10 protein-coding genes are annotated in these 14,541 nt (G+C 36.6%); 7 read left to right on the top strand and 3 right to left on the bottom strand.

What is annotated here, in order from left to right:
* Window positions 1-108 precede the first annotated feature (108 nt).
* The 6 genes from DET49_RS12370 to DET49_RS12345 all read left to right on the top strand — a co-directional run bounded on the left by DET49_RS12370 (window position 109) and on the right by DET49_RS12345 (window position 8,825).
* Window positions 109-615, top strand: coding sequence for a DUF4402 domain-containing protein (locus DET49_RS12370; RefSeq protein ID WP_133548417.1), 507 nt, complete (start codon window positions 109-111; stop codon window positions 613-615).
* A gap of 91 nt (window positions 616-706) precedes the next feature.
* Complete coding sequence (locus DET49_RS12365; protein ID WP_133548416.1) at window positions 707-1,201, top strand: DUF4402 domain-containing protein; 495 nt, start codon at window positions 707-709, stop codon at window positions 1,199-1,201.
* Between the two features lie 80 nt (window positions 1,202-1,281).
* A complete protein-coding gene (locus tag DET49_RS12360) occupies window positions 1,282-2,100 on the top strand; it encodes a molecular chaperone (protein ID WP_133548415.1) in 819 nt (272 codons plus the stop codon).
* Window positions 2,101-2,112: 12 nt separating this feature from the next.
* Window positions 2,113-5,709: a hypothetical protein gene (locus tag DET49_RS12355; protein ID WP_133548414.1), complete on the top strand. Its 3,597-nt coding sequence runs from the start codon at window positions 2,113-2,115 to the stop codon at window positions 5,707-5,709.
* Window positions 5,710-5,718: 9 nt separating this feature from the next.
* Window positions 5,719-6,237 (top strand): DUF4402 domain-containing protein, encoded by a 519-nt coding sequence (locus DET49_RS12350; RefSeq protein WP_133548413.1) that lies wholly within the window; start codon window positions 5,719-5,721, stop codon window positions 6,235-6,237.
* A 20-nt stretch (window positions 6,238-6,257) separates the two neighbouring features.
* Window positions 6,258-8,825: a hypothetical protein gene (locus DET49_RS12345; protein ID WP_133548412.1), complete on the top strand. Its 2,568-nt coding sequence runs from the start codon at window positions 6,258-6,260 to the stop codon at window positions 8,823-8,825.
* Between the two features lies 1 nt (window position 8,826).
* Here DET49_RS12345 and DET49_RS12340 read toward each other — a convergent pair whose 3' ends face one another.
* Genes DET49_RS12340 through DET49_RS12330 form a run of 3 tightly spaced genes read right to left on the bottom strand, consistent with a single transcriptional unit; the run spans window position 8,827 to window position 12,571 of the window.
* Window positions 8,827-10,173 (bottom strand): GntP family permease, encoded by a 1,347-nt coding sequence (locus tag DET49_RS12340; protein ID WP_133548411.1) that lies wholly within the window; start codon window positions 10,171-10,173, stop codon window positions 8,827-8,829.
* Window positions 10,173-12,077 carry an NADP-dependent phosphogluconate dehydrogenase gene (gndA, locus tag DET49_RS12335; protein ID WP_133548410.1) on the bottom strand — a complete coding sequence of 635 codons (1,905 nt, stop codon included), beginning with the start codon at window positions 12,075-12,077 and terminating at the stop codon, window positions 10,173-10,175. Before gndA ends, DET49_RS12340 begins: the two co-directional genes overlap by 1 nt.
* On the bottom strand, window positions 12,077-12,571 hold the full coding sequence (locus tag DET49_RS12330; RefSeq protein ID WP_133548409.1) for a GreA/GreB family elongation factor: 495 nt from the start codon (window positions 12,569-12,571) through the stop codon (window positions 12,077-12,079). The genes gndA and DET49_RS12330 overlap by 1 nt, the downstream gene beginning before the upstream one ends.
* 134 nt (window positions 12,572-12,705) lie before the next feature.
* Here DET49_RS12330 and DET49_RS12325 point away from each other — a divergent pair, with 134 nt between their 5' ends.
* Window positions 12,706-14,517, top strand: a complete 1,812-nt coding sequence (locus tag DET49_RS12325; protein WP_133548408.1) for an SLC13 family permease — start codon at window positions 12,706-12,708, stop codon at window positions 14,515-14,517.
* Window positions 14,518-14,541 lie beyond the last annotated feature (24 nt).

The following is a 14,541-nucleotide window of genomic DNA, read 5'->3' as shown; positions in this document are numbered from 1 at the left end:
ACGAGTATTTTATTTTGGTTATCGAATAAGTTTCATTCGTATAAGGGTTTACCCCCATATTTGCAGTATTAAACTTTTGAACCCAAATCAAAAATTAAAATACACATCATGAAAAAAATTACGTTTATCCTACTTTTAAGCCTTATTTCAGCATCCGGTTTTGCACAAAGTGCAAATGAAGCTAAAGGTACAGCTGATGTTTTCGCAGAAATAGTTACACCGATATCAATCGATAATGGAACAGCAATGAATTTTGGAAGTATTGTAGCTGCTGAAGGTGGTAAGGTTAGAGTGAACACTGAAGGTACTAGAACTTTCTCAAATACTAATATGGAAGTGATTTCCGCTGAGGCAGTAACCGCTGCTTCTTTTAAAGTGATAGCAGCAACGGATTATTCTTATAATATTGCTATTCCTTCAACTGTACTTACTGGAACAACTGGAACAGATATGCCTGTTAGTTTCACTCAGGATTTAGAAGGACAAACTGACGGGACAGCAACTGGTACGGGAATCGAACAAACCTTAAAAGTCGGAGGTCTTCTTACCGTAGCTTCAGGGCAAAGTGCTGGTTCTTATGAAGGAGAGGTTACCGTAACTGTAGCTTACGAATAAAAAAAATATTTTAAAATAGATTAAAACGCCGCCCTTATTGGCGGCGTTTTTCAATTAACATCAGTTTTATTTAAACCGTTTTTGAAAACCAATGAAAAATTTTATTTCCATCTTATTTTTAAGTTTTTTTGGTTTATGCGTTTCGGCGCAAAATTCAGCTTCAGCTACTGTAAATAGCAGGGCAACGGTTATTGATCCAATCAGAATTGATAAAACGGTAGATCTGGATTTTGGCAATATAATAAGTGCTTACAATCCTGGTCAAGTAATCTTGTCACCTGATGGATCCCGAGTTGCATACGGTGTCCAAATTTCAAACTCTATTCCTGGGACGGTAAATCCTGCAGAAGCAGTAGTTACCCATGGTAATAACAATTATGCTATCACTTTGCCAGAACACTTCACATTATACAATCAGGAAAACCCCAACCAGGTTTTAATAATTGATAGGTTTACGCTTGAGCCCCAGGAAGGCAATATAACCGATATTATAAAAATTGGTGCTACCCTAAATTTAGAGGCAAACCAGGGTTCTGGATTTTATACCAATTCCTCAGGATTCAATGTAACGGTTTCCTACAATTAAATTTTAGATTTCCTTAACAGGTAGATTCATATTTATTATCTTTGAAACCAACGAAATAACCTAAATCCCGCCCCACGGATATGATAAAAAAATTACTTCACCCCCTACTCCTATTTTATATTTTTATTTTTTCCGGAATTGTAACCTATGCCCAGGGTGATCTTATGATCATGCCCAAACGTTTGGTATTCGATGGTTCTGAACGTTCACAAGAGATAAACCTTGCCAATACCGGTAGCGATACTGCCGTGTATGCAATTTCTTTTATGAATTATAGTATGACTGAAGAAGGTAATTTTGAACAGATCGATGAGCCCAAAGAGGGTCAGCGCTTTGCAACCGGTTTCTTAAGATATTTCCCAAGAAGAGTGACACTAGCCCCAAATGAATCTCAAACTATTCGAGTACAATTGACCAAAACAGGGGATCTTCAGCAGGGCGAATATCGTTCGCATATGTATTTCAGAGCGGTAGAAGAACAAACTGCTCTTGGGCAAGAAGATACCGAACAAACCGAACGTATTTCCATAAATATAAAAACTGTTTTTGGAATTAGTATACCTATTATAATCAGAGAAGGAACTTCCACTACAGATATAAACCTTTCGGATCTGGTTTTAAATACTGTAGATGAAGTAGCCAAACTTTCATTAGTAATTAATCGCACTGGAAATATGTCTGTCTACGGAAATTTAACTGCAACTCATATTGCTCCTGATGGTACAGAAAATCAAGTAGGTTTGGTAAAAGGCATTTCCGTCTATACACCTAATTCCAAAAGGCTTTTCAGTTTTGAACTAAGAAATTCTGCTGAAGTAGATCTAAGTAAAGGTGTTTTAGAATTAAGCTATTCAAAAGATCAAGGAGAACTTCTAGCTACTACCAAAATAAACCTATAGGTTTTAACCAGTATGAAAAAAAACTACCCTAAAATTTCTTCATGCTTTAAACCGGGATTATTGCTGCTAGTTTTTCTATTTTTCTCCACTTCAAATTTTGCCCAAGATAATTTAAACATAACCAATTCATATACGATTAATGGTTTCGAGAGATACGATAATGTGACCTTAACCTCAAATAGTTCCATTTTGACTGTGAACGGCACTTTAGTCATTGATGGTGATCTTATTATGAATGGAAACACATCTCAATTAATAATGGGTGCTAATGCAAGGCTTATAGTTTTTGGCAATTTCCAGGCTTCTAATAAAGTTGAATTATCAATTTCAAGTTATTTAATTATTCAGGGGGATTTTAAAAAGGGAGGTTCCTCTAATCAAGGGGATCTAAATGTAGAAAGTGGTAATATATATATATATGGGGAGGTAGAAAATTGGGGAGACGAATTTACTACCTGTGGGGATTATACCGGAAATACCAATGAAATTAATAATCAAGATTGTGAATATGGAACTGAAGATGATTTTGAAGAGAACGAAAATCAATTTCCTAGTGATTTATTAGAACAACTTAATTGCTATGATCTAAAGGTAAGTGATCAAAGAATTTTCTTAGGAAATAATGCAATATTTACTGCTTCAGATGCCAGGCTTGAAAATGTAGATTCTTATCAATGGCAAACTAAAAATGAAGGAGGAAAATGGACAAATATTGACGAGGAAAATCAATTTGAACTTGAAATTTTTAGCCCGCAATTAGAAGATTCTGGTAAACAATATCGTGTTATTGTCCGGGGAAATAGTAGCGATTGCAAAATCTCGATTTCCAGAGGTGCCATGCTTGAGGTAAATCCAATTCCACAAATAGAAAATGAGAGTCCAGAAATAGTATGTGCAGGAGAAACTATTCAGTTTTCAGTAGAAGAAAAAGATGATTATGAGTATGCTTGGTACAGAAGGGATGGCGGGGGCAATTTTTTTCCGATCAATGAAAACGGAAGTTATTCAGGTACAAATACAGCAATAATAACCGTTGCTTCTAAAAGTTGGATGGACAATCAGGATTTTAGGGTTGAAATCACAAATTCGCAAGGAAATAAAACATTTTCTAATATTGTTAATTTTCAGGTAAATCAAACTCCTGGAGGAATTTGGAGTTCTCCTATTGATGCTGTTGTGTGCGAGGGCGCCAATTCTAATTTTTCGGTTAATTCCTCTGGAGAAAGTATTCAGTGGCAGGTGAGTTTAGATGAAGGGGAGAATTGGAATGATTTGCAAAATAATGATAATTATAATAATGTATCAGGTAGTAATTTAAAGATTATAGAAGCTCCTATAATTTTTAATGATAATCTTTACCGAGCAAAAATATATAATGAAAATTGCGCTATATATTCTGATCCCGCCTTGCTAAGGGTAGATCCGGACCCCATTACCCGACAACCTCATGATGCCTTTGTCGCCTTTGGAGAAAATGCCATGATGGAAGCTGAGGTTACTGGAAACAATTTAACCTATCAATGGCAGACTTATAGTTCAAACTGGTATGATATCAATAATGATGAAAATTATAGTGGTACAAAAACCAAACAATTAGAGCTTATAACAGTGGGATACTGGCCAGTAGATGGTTCTCGCTATAGACTGTTAGTAACCAATGAAAATGGTTGTGTCTCTATTTCGGAAGTAGCTTTTTTAAATGTGGTACAAAATCAATGTGAAAACCAGATTACCTGGACAGGAATCGAAAATACCAACTGGAACAATATAGCAAACTGGAATTGTAATACTTTACCTACGGTGGAAACCGATGTTTTAATTCCAGAAGATTTAAATTCAGGGAATTATCCTGAGATAAGCAGCGGAGTTAATGCCTATACTAAAAATCTTGTTATTGAAAATAATGCTTCAGTTGAAGTGAACAATAATTGGCTACGTATTGCGGGAAATCTTACTAATAACGGAATTCTAAATACTGTAAATGGCAGTATTTCTTTTCAAGGAACTGAAGCCCAAAGCATTCCTAATAATGCTTTTGAAAATAATCGAATTGAAAATCTAAGAATTAACAATGTTTTTGGAGTAGCTTCCCAGTCAACAATTGAAATTACCGGAACTTTAAATGTAGAAAACGGAGATTTTAATACTGGAAATAAACTAAGTTTAGTTTCAAATGAAATTCAAACTGCACTTATCGATGGCAGCGGGAACGGCGAAATTATTGGCTTAGTAACGATGCAGCGTTATCTTGATAATACTTTTGGGTATAAATATTTTAGTTCACCCTTTCAGAATTCGGTTGTAAATGATTTTGATCCATATCTGAATTTTGTGGATCCCGCCACCGGTTTTCCGCATTTTTACCGCTACAACGAAAACAGAAGAGTAGATAGCCTTAACCTAGACGCTACAGGTTGGGAAGTTTATACCGATGCTGGAAATAGTTTGGATATTGCGAAAGGTTATGCGTTAAATTTTGGCACCTCTACCACACCAGAAACCATAGAAATAACAGGTACGGTTACTAACGGTCCAATTCCAACACAGGAATTATTAAACCATCATCGTGCATATACCAAAGGTTTTCATTTGGTAGGCAATCCTTACCCATCCCCAATTGACTGGGAGGCTGAATCTGGCTGGACTAGAAATAATATTGATAACAGTATTTATTTTTTTACAGCCAGTGAGACTAACCAGTATACAGGCACTTATACTGCGTATGTAAATGATATTTCTACAGCAGAGCCATTAGCCGATAGTAGGTCATCCAACATAATTCCTTCTATGCAGGGCTTTTTCATTAAAGTGAGCGATTCTGATACTGAAGATGTAGTATCAGGAAGTTTTGGAATGAATAATAAGGTACGGGTTAACAATTTTGAGCAGAACTTCTTCAGATCTCAGGTTGCAGATTTAAAATCTTTAATCCGTTTAGAAGCTGGTTATGATGCTAGTACAAGAGATGCTTTAGTAATCTATTTTTCTCCTTATGCCACACAAAATTTTGAAAAAGAAATGGATGCGCATAAACTTATGAATACCGACCCGGCCGTTCCTAATTTTTATAATATCACCGAAAGTAATAAGGAATTGGCTATTAATGCTATTGATTATCCACAAAACCGAGGTTATATAAAGATTCCGTTGGGTATAAAATCTGACCAAGGAGGGAAAATGATGATAAACCTGGCTTCAGTAAAAAATTTAAGTCCTAGTTTAAAAATTTATCTAATAGATCACGAAAAAGGAATAGGTCAAAACTTAAGAAAAAATGCTGAATATTTTTTTAATATCAAATCAGGTAAACAAAATTCGAGGTTTGAATTGATGTTTTCAGAAGAGGAAATTACAAATCCGGCAATTGCCTTTAATGAACCCTTTGATGTTAAGGTTCAAGATGGTGATGTGGTAATAAGTCTTAATCTGGAAGAACATCAGAAAGGAATTTTAAGAGCAAGCACAATAACTGGACAAATCATTCAAATAAAAGAAGCCAGCGGAAAAGAAAAGGTGATTTTTGATGGAATTACCAGTGACGGTGTTTATATCATCAATCTACAGCGGGGAAAAGCAGAATACGCAAAAAAGGTATTAATTAAAAAATAAACGAAAACTATGCAAAATAGACGCTTTTATAAAACTGCTTTTTGGTTTTTTCTGCTTATGTTTTCAATAATTGAAATTAGAGCTCAAGAAAATCCACCAGTTCCGATAGCCGTAGAAGTAAGAACTTCCAGAAATCTTAATTTCGGATCATTTACTGCTGGTAATTCCGGAGGAAATGTCACGGTTGGTTATGATGGTCAGCGCACAGTAGATGGGGATATTTATGAACTTAATTTTGGAGAGCCTGTTTCAGCTGCTCTTTTTGATGTCTATGCCAATCCAGGAACCATAATTCAGATTCAATCTGTAGGCCCATTTATTTTAGAAAATCAGGAGACGGGATTACAGATTCAGCTTCTGATAAATAATTTTAGTACGGGTCAACGTGTTTTTGTGACCCAGGCACCAAACACTCAAATCCCCAATGAAGTTTTTGTAGGTGGTACTTTACAAATTCCCCCAGATAATTCCGGAACGCTTCCGGGTAGATACAATGGTACTTTTACCATCAATTTTATTCATCAATAATAGTAAGAACGCTAAGCTTAATGCAAACCCTACTTCGCGCTTTTTCTATTGAGGTTTATAAAAAACTCTTCCTTGTAATTCTTTTAGTACTTACTTCCTTTTCAGCGATGACTCAGGAAGATTTACCTGACTACGATGAATTAAGCGTAGAAATGAACGTTCCAAACCTTGGTACGATTGATATTCCTATCGCGATCAAAGGACAGGATGCTTACCTTCCGGTAAAGGAGCTTTTTGATTTCTTAAAGATTAAGAATCAAAAAACAAGCTGGGGCACAGAAGGCTTTATAATAAACCCAGATTCTTCTTATGTTATAAATTCCTCAGAAAATAAAATACTGTATAGAAATGAAGAGTTTGAATTAAGTGAAAATGATTACCTCCAGTCTCCCACTACTTTTTACCTTAAATCAAATCTATTTGGTGAGATATTTAATTTAAACACCAATTTTTCCTTCAGAAGCCTATCGGTAAATTTAGAAACAGATAAGGAGTTACCAGTAATTAAGGAGATGCGTTTAGCAAAACTACGCGAAAATTTGAACCGTATTAAAGGAGTAATTCAAACCGATACCACAATAACCCGAAACTACCCATTCTTTAAGGGCGGAACTCTAGATTGGGGAGTTGTCACTACCCAGCAGAGTGAATTTGATGACGATAATCGTTTAACGCTTGGATTGGGAACGATGTTTCTTGGTGGAGAAACCAATTTAATGCTAAATTATTCCACGCGGGTTGCATTCGATTCCCGCAACCAATTTTATCAGTGGCGTCACATAAATAGTGAAAGCCGATTGTTTAAACAGATAACCGTGGGTAGAATTTTCACAAGAGCTACCTCTTCCCTATTCGCGCCCGTAAGTGGAGTACAAATTAGTAACAGTCCGTTTCAAAACAGGCGTTCTTTTGGGACCTACCTGTTAAGCGATTACACCAATCCACGGTGGACGGTGGAACTCTATGTAAATAACGTTCTGGTTGAATTTACCCAGGCTGATGCCTCAGGATTTTTTGCTTTTGATGTACCGCTGATGTACGGTAACACCGCAGTGAGGTTGAAATATTACGGTCCTTATGGGCAGGAGCGTATTGAAGAACGAATCATTAATATTCCTTACAATTTTGTCCCGAAGAATGAATTGGAATATACCCTTAGCGCAGGAGTTGTAGAAGATGAAAGTATGCATCGTTTTTCCCGGATTAATTTGAATTACGGTCTGAGTAATTCAGTAACCATTGGTGCTGGTGCGGAATATTTCAGTGGAGTTATCGATAAAAAGGTGATGCCGTTTGTTAATTCTTCTGTCAGGTTTGCTTCAAATTTTTTGTTTTCAGGAGAATATATACACGGTGTAAAAGGGGAAGGACTTTTAAGTTACCGCACGCCTGGAAATTTACAGGTTGATCTTAACTACATTAAATACGATAAGGATCAAGCGGCAATCAATTTTAATTACCTGGAAGAAAGAAAAATAAGCTTTTCAGCTCCTATTCGTACAAATAAATTCTCGATATTCAGTAGATTTAGTGTAAACCAGATCATTATGCCGACTACAGAATTTACAACGGCGCAATTATTACTTTCCGGGGCAATTATGGGCATTAGTACTAACATAACTACCTATGGAATTTATAACGATCGTGTAAAACAACCTACTATTTACACCTCGCTTTCCCAAAATTACCGCCTACCGTATAAGTTTCTTTTTTCACCTCAGCTGCAGTATGATTTTAGCCGACATCAATTCAATAATATTATTTTGGAAATAGAACGCCCAGTTTTTGATCAAGGCTTTCTTAACATTGCCTATGAAAATAATTTACTTAGGAATGCCCATATTTTTGAAGTTGGTTTAAGATATGCCTTAAATTTCGCCCAAACTTCGGCGATTTCAAGATTAGGGAATCGCAATAACTCTTTTGTACAATCGGCACGTGGTAGTTTATTCCTCGATGATAACACCGGTTATGTAATGGCAAATAACCGTACTGCGATGTCTAAGGCGGCGATAAGTATTATTCCGTTCTTAGATTACAATACTAATGGTAAACGGGATGCAATGGAGCCGGCTGTAAAGGGAATGGAATTAAAAAACACTAATGGCCAATTTTCTTATAATGAAGAGGAAACCGTTTTACGAATTTCTGAACTTCAGCCCTATATAGATATTTTGCTTGAAATTGATCCTACTAGCCTGGATAATATTGCCTGGAAGGTGAAAAACGAAAAAATAAAAGTGCACACCCTTCCAAATCAGTTTCAGGAAATAGAAGTTCCGGTAGAAGTTTTGGGCGAAGCTGGCGGAATGGTTTACTTAAAAAGTGGGAACAGCCTGCGCGGCCAGGGAAGAATTACAGTAAATATTTTAGATGAGAATAACAATCTTGTAAAACAAATTTTGACTGAAAGCGATGGTTACTTTACTTATCTCGGCTTAGAACCCGGAAATTATATTGCCGAAATCGACCCCTTACAAATGCAGAAACTTGATTATACTGCTAGCCAAGCCATAGAATTTGAGATTCAGGTTGATAAATATGGCGATATTGTGGATACACTGGAATTCACCATTGAAAGGCAATAGGTTATATTAGATACCATATAACTAATGAGACAGCAAGACCAACTATCGCAATAATAGTGGTCATTACCGTCCAGGATTTAAAAGTTTGTTTTTCGGTTAAACCCAAATATTGGCCTACCAACCAAAACCCACTATCGTTGACGTGGGATAAAATTGATGCCCCAGAAGCAATAGCGATTACTATTAGCGAAGTTTGCGGCATAGAATAGTCACCCCCGGTTAAGACAGGGGCGGTAATTCCGGCTGCGGTTATCATGGCTACGGTAGAAGATCCTTGTAAAATTCTAACCAAGGCCGCAATAATAAACCCAAAAACCAAGGGATTGAACCAGGCATTATTCAATGCATCAGCAATCATTTCTCCGGCACCCGTATTGATCAGGATCTGTTTAAAAGCGCCTCCGGCGCCGGTAAGCAAGATAATTATCCCTGCTGCTTGAAAGGATTTTGTAGCTACTTTCAATAAAAATTCTTTTTGCATTCCCCGCTTAACTCCTAGGAAATACCAGGCAACAAGATTTGCAATGATCAGTGCTGAAAAAGGATGTCCCACTAATTCTATTGCGTATAACACACCTTCAGGTATTGAAACCCCATCCAATAAAGGACTTTCCACTAAAGTATTGGCTACAATGAGAAAAATAGGGATTAAAATTATGGAAATTATAAGAGCAGGAGAAGGCGCTTTAGCTTCATCATATTCAATTTCCTCGGTAAAAGTTTTAGGTTCAATCTGTATTTTTTTTGAAATATATCTGGCAAAAATAGGTCCACTGATGATTGCTGCGGGAATTCCGGCTAAAAATCCAAAAACAATGACCCACCCCAGATCTGCTCCCAGGATATCAGCAACCGCAATGGGTCCTGGAGTAGGAGGAATAAATGCGTGAGTAATAGCCAAACCGGCAAGCAAAGGCAACGCATAAAGCAAAAGTGATTTTCCAGTACGCTTGCTCAAAGCATAGGTTACTGGTACCAGTATAATGAAAGCAACATCAAAAAATACAGGGATAGCCACTACAAAACCGGTAACCATCATTGCCCAGGATGCTTTTTCATCGCCTGTTTTTTTCAGTAAGAAGGAAGCCAGGCGTTGCGCTCCGCCAGATTGCTCCAGCACTCCACCAAATAAAGCCCCTAATCCCACGACTGTAGCGACAAAACCTAGGGTACTGCCCATCCCAACTTTTACAGTTTCCAGGATCTCCCCAGCAGGCATCCCGGCAAGAATTCCAACAGCAATACAAACGATTAATAAGGCCAGAAAAGCCTGAATTTTCAATTTTAAAATAAGAAAAAGCAAAAGCGCAATTCCGGCGAAAACGGCAAAGAGTAATTGTAAATCCATTAACTATTGTTTTTCCATAGCGTGTGAAAGAATTCTCCGCGGGGTTTATCGGTTCTTTCATAAGTATGGGACCCAAAATAATCTCGCTGGGCCTGTACCATATTTGCCGAATTTTGACTAGATGTAAAATTCAGCAAATAATTTATCGAGGCCGATAAAACCGGAACAGCATAGCCAGCTTCTATAGAAATTCCTACCGTTTTTGCTAATGCCGCATGATTTTTCTTTATTTCTGGAATAATGTTATTATTCATTAATAAATGATTATCCGAAACTTTAAAAATGCGCACAAGATCTTCCATAAACTGCGATCTAATAATACAACCATTGGTCCAAATACGAGAAATTTCAGATAAATTAAGATTCCAGTTGAATTCCAAGGAAGCAGCCCGAAGTAGATCATAACCTATGGCATGATTAATAATACTTGCTGTTTTATACGCGCGGAATAATTCCTTTTTTAGTTCATTAAAATTTCCCTTCTGACTATACGTGTTCCCATACAGATTTGAAGCGTCTACCCGAATTTCTTTCATTCCTGAAATATTTCTGGCCCAGACCGCTGCGGTAATTGTATCTAATGAAACACCCAATTCCAAAGCCGCATAGGTAGACCAGCCTCCGGTCCCTTTTTGTTTTGCCGTATCCAGTATTTTATCGATAAGAAACCCTTCATTTTCCTTTTTCCGAAGAATGTTTACGGAGATTTCCAGAAGATAACTTTTTAATTCCTTATTCCAGGAATCAAAAAGATCTGCAATTGTTCCTGGCGCTGTCTTAGTGTAAAATCGAAGGAAATGATAAATTTCAGCTATTAGTTGCATTTCACCATATTCAATACCATTATGCAACATTTTCACAAAATGGCCAGCCCCATCTGGACCTATATGTGTACAACAAGGATTTCCATTTTTATCCTTAGCAGCGATTTTTTCCAATATCGGTCCCATTTGTTTATAGGCCTCTTCAGAACCACCGGGCATTATAGAAGGTCCATATAAGGCTCCTTCTTCCCCTCCAGAAATTCCGGAACCAATAAAATGAATCCCTTTTTTTTTTAATAGCTGCTCCCTTCGAAAAGTGTCTTTATAATGTGAATTTCCACCGTCGGTAATAGTATCTCCTTTTTCTAAAAAAGGAATAATGCTTTCGATCACAGCATCAACAGCAGCACCGGCATTTACCATTAATAAAATTTTCCGTGGTCGTTTTAATGAGGAAATAAATTCCTTGACATCATCAAAACCATTAAAAAAATATTTTTTAGAATTTTCTTCAACAAAACTTTTGGCAATATTTTCTTCCTTTCGGGGAACATGCCGGTTAAAGACAGAAAGGTTAACTTTATTGGAAAGCATATTTAAAGCCAAACTCTTTCCCATTACACCAAGTCCAATAAGTCCGATTTCAGCTTCAGGAGTTTTGATTTTTGCCATAATATTCTTTAAAATATTTTCTTCAGAAGTATTTACATTTATTGGTAATCCATAATTTGGCTCTTCCAATGTTTCGAATTGTGAAGCAAGCATCTCAGGTTTGAAATAATGGTCTTTTCGAACTTTTAGCCTGTTTAAAATCACATCAAAATCAGCCCAAAGGAAAATCCATTTTAAATCATCTTCCGGTATTGAAGTCAACTGTTTTCTATATTTTTCTTTTAAAGCAGAACAGGCTAAAACAGCACCACCACTTTTATCCCACCCTTGAATATTATCAGCTAAAACCGATAACCAGCCCTCTCGGTCGGCATCCTGCAGGGGAATCCCATTTTTCATCTTTACCACATTTTCGCCAGGATGGAAATCATCGGCATCATAAAATGGCAAGTTTAATTCTTTAGAAAGTAATTTTCCGATGGTAGTTTTACCTGAACCAGAAACGCCCATCACAACGTATACGCCCATTAATAAGATATTTTAAGGATTTCCAGCTTTCGGGTTTCCTCACCTAATTTAAAGTCGACCTTCTCACCGAGTTTTTTCCCGGTCACGGCTTTTGCAATCGGTGCTACAAAGGCGATCTTTTGCTTTTTCACATCGGCTTCATCCACACCTACAATTTGAAATTTTTGAATATTCCCATCTTGTTTCAACTCAACTAGAGCCCCAAATCTCACTTCATCTGTGGGCTGATCTTTAGGATTTAAGATTCTGGCGGTATTAATTCGATCCCTTAATAATTTCAGGTTACCATCAATAACAGCTTGTGATCTTCTGCGTTCGGTATCATTTTCTTTATCGAGATCGGCTCTCTCTTTAATAAGTTCTTCTTCTTCCTCCTTTAATTCCTTTAAACCCATTGGAGTTACATAATTAGTTTCTCCTGCAGGCAGAGCCGCTCTTGGCGGAATCATAGGCGCCTCTTCCTGATCGTCCTCTTTTACAAATCCTCTGCTCATAATTCTTTTTAACTTTGAAAATAGGAATTAATATGGCTTGATGAAAATTATAAGGAAATAATAAATCATAAATCTTTCAGAAGAAGAATTTTGCAAAGGTGTATTCCCTTATTTTTATTTTATAAATTTAAATAATGAGTCTGGAGATAGCCATATTGTTTTTTATCATAATTGTGGTAATTGTTCTTTTTGCACTGGAAGTTTTTCCGGTAGATAAAATTGCCTTTTTTATTCTCGCATCTTTATTATTAACGAATGTTGTTAGCCCGGAAGAAGCTATTTCTGGATTTTCAAGTCCGGCAACTATTACGGTTCTCGCTTTAATGATAATTGCCATTGGCTTAGAAACAAATGGAGTAATAGACTGGCTTGCCAGCGGACTCAAAAGTTTACGAGTGCTCCCGGTATTTCTTATGGTTCCTGCTTTTATGTTTATTGCCGGGAGCATCTCGGCATTTATCAATACTACTGCCGTGGTAATTGTTTTTATCAAGATTATAACAGAATTATCTGCCAAGTACGATATCCCTAATTCGAAATTACTATTACCTATCTCCTTTGCTGGTATTATTGGGGGAAGTTGTACCCTTATGGGAACCTCAACTAACCTTATTGTAAATGCCGTTGCTGTAGAACGCGGTATAGAACGCTTTAGCTTTTTTGAATTTACATGGTATGGTATAATTTTTATGGTTATTACCATAGTAATAGTAAGTTCCATGGTAAAATTGCTACCCAGGACTAAAAAAACTCAAATCAGTGAAGATTATAATCTCGATGAATATATCACTAAGGTTATCATAACCAAAAATTCAAGTGTAATTGGACAAAGCATTAGTGAAAGCCTTTTATATGATAATCAGGATATTGAGGTTTTAAGACTAAAGCGTAACGGCATTATAAATGATCGTCCGGGTAAATTCACAACGCTCAAAGAAGGAGATCAACTTCTGTTACGTTGCAATCTTAAAAATTTAATAAAACTAAAAGATGCTGAAGGTTTTACTGTCATCAAGGAAAATGACAATAAAAAACTTACTGATCCTATCACTGATTCTGATGACCTGGAAGAAAATATACAGGTAGTGGAAATATTAATGTTGCCAAACTCTCCCTTAATTGGAAAAAGTATTAAAACCGTGGGGTGGTATGACCTTCACGGCGCTGTTCCATTAGCGATAAGAAAGCGTAGAAATTTTAGAAATCCAAGAAGACGAATTTTTAATCGAGGTACAGATGAAATTGAATTAAGGGTTGGGGACCGACTGCTTGTGGAGGTTAGCCAAAGCGCCCTTGACGAGCTTCAAAAGATTGAAAATGTTACTATTTTACAGCAGCATAAAAATATTGAAGTCACTACAAAAACTAAGAGATATCTTTCTTTAGCTATTTTGTTAGTTGTTATTGGACTGTCGGCATTTTCAATTTTTCCTATTTTAAAAAGTGCTATTATTGGCTGCTTTTTAATGATTTTTACCAAGTGTATAGATTTAGGAAAAATTTATTCCCAGGTAAACTGGCAAATTATTTTTCTTTTGGCCGGAATGATTCCCCTAGGTGTAGCGATGAGCAATACCGGGGCCGATCAATGGATCTCAGATCAATTAATGTTAATTTTTCAAAATCAGACCGATACGATTGTTATCGGAATCTTGTTTTTGGTCACAATGATCCTTAGCGGATTTATTTCTAATAATGCTACTGCTATTATTATCACTCCTATTGCCATAAGTATTGCAGCAAGTATGCAAATGGATCCCAAACCTTTTATACTATCGGTTTTATTTGCTTCCAACTTCAGTTTTTTCACCCCTGTTGGTTATCAAACAAACACTATTATTTACGGAATGGGTATTTACCGATTCAGGCATTTTTTTATCATTGGAGGTATTCTCTCTCTGGTACTTTGGGTAACGGGTTCTCTCCTACTTTCAGCTAGTTTTTAATTAGGAATCTGCTATAATTTCAGG

It is taken from the genome of Salegentibacter sp. 24, assembly GCF_004362395.1.
In the GTDB taxonomy this organism is placed as follows: Bacteria; Bacteroidota; Bacteroidia; order Flavobacteriales; family Flavobacteriaceae; genus Salegentibacter.
Note: the sequence above shows the minus strand (reverse complement) of the source record. Positions and strands in the feature narration are given on the sequence as shown.

Coding starts and splice junctions, on each gene's coding strand:
- gndA (WP_133548410.1), bottom strand. CDS start 12,077: ATGGGCGTATACGTTGTGATGGGCGTTTCTGGTTCAGGTAAAACTACC.
- DET49_RS12370 (WP_133548417.1), top strand. CDS start 109: ATGAAAAAAATTACGTTTATCCTACTTTTAAGCCTTATTTCAGCATCC.
- DET49_RS12330 (WP_133548409.1), bottom strand. CDS start 12,571: ATGAGCAGAGGATTTGTAAAAGAGGACGATCAGGAAGAGGCGCCTATG.
- DET49_RS12355 (WP_133548414.1), top strand. CDS start 2,113: ATGAAAAAAAACTACCCTAAAATTTCTTCATGCTTTAAACCGGGATTA.
- DET49_RS12365 (WP_133548416.1), top strand. CDS start 707: ATGAAAAATTTTATTTCCATCTTATTTTTAAGTTTTTTTGGTTTATGC.
- DET49_RS12325 (WP_133548408.1), top strand. CDS start 12,706: ATGAGTCTGGAGATAGCCATATTGTTTTTTATCATAATTGTGGTAATT.
- DET49_RS12350 (WP_133548413.1), top strand. CDS start 5,719: ATGCAAAATAGACGCTTTTATAAAACTGCTTTTTGGTTTTTTCTGCTT.
- DET49_RS12360 (WP_133548415.1), top strand. CDS start 1,282: ATGATAAAAAAATTACTTCACCCCCTACTCCTATTTTATATTTTTATT.
- DET49_RS12345 (WP_133548412.1), top strand. CDS start 6,258: ATGCAAACCCTACTTCGCGCTTTTTCTATTGAGGTTTATAAAAAACTC.
- DET49_RS12340 (WP_133548411.1), bottom strand. CDS start 10,173: ATGGATTTACAATTACTCTTTGCCGTTTTCGCCGGAATTGCGCTTTTG.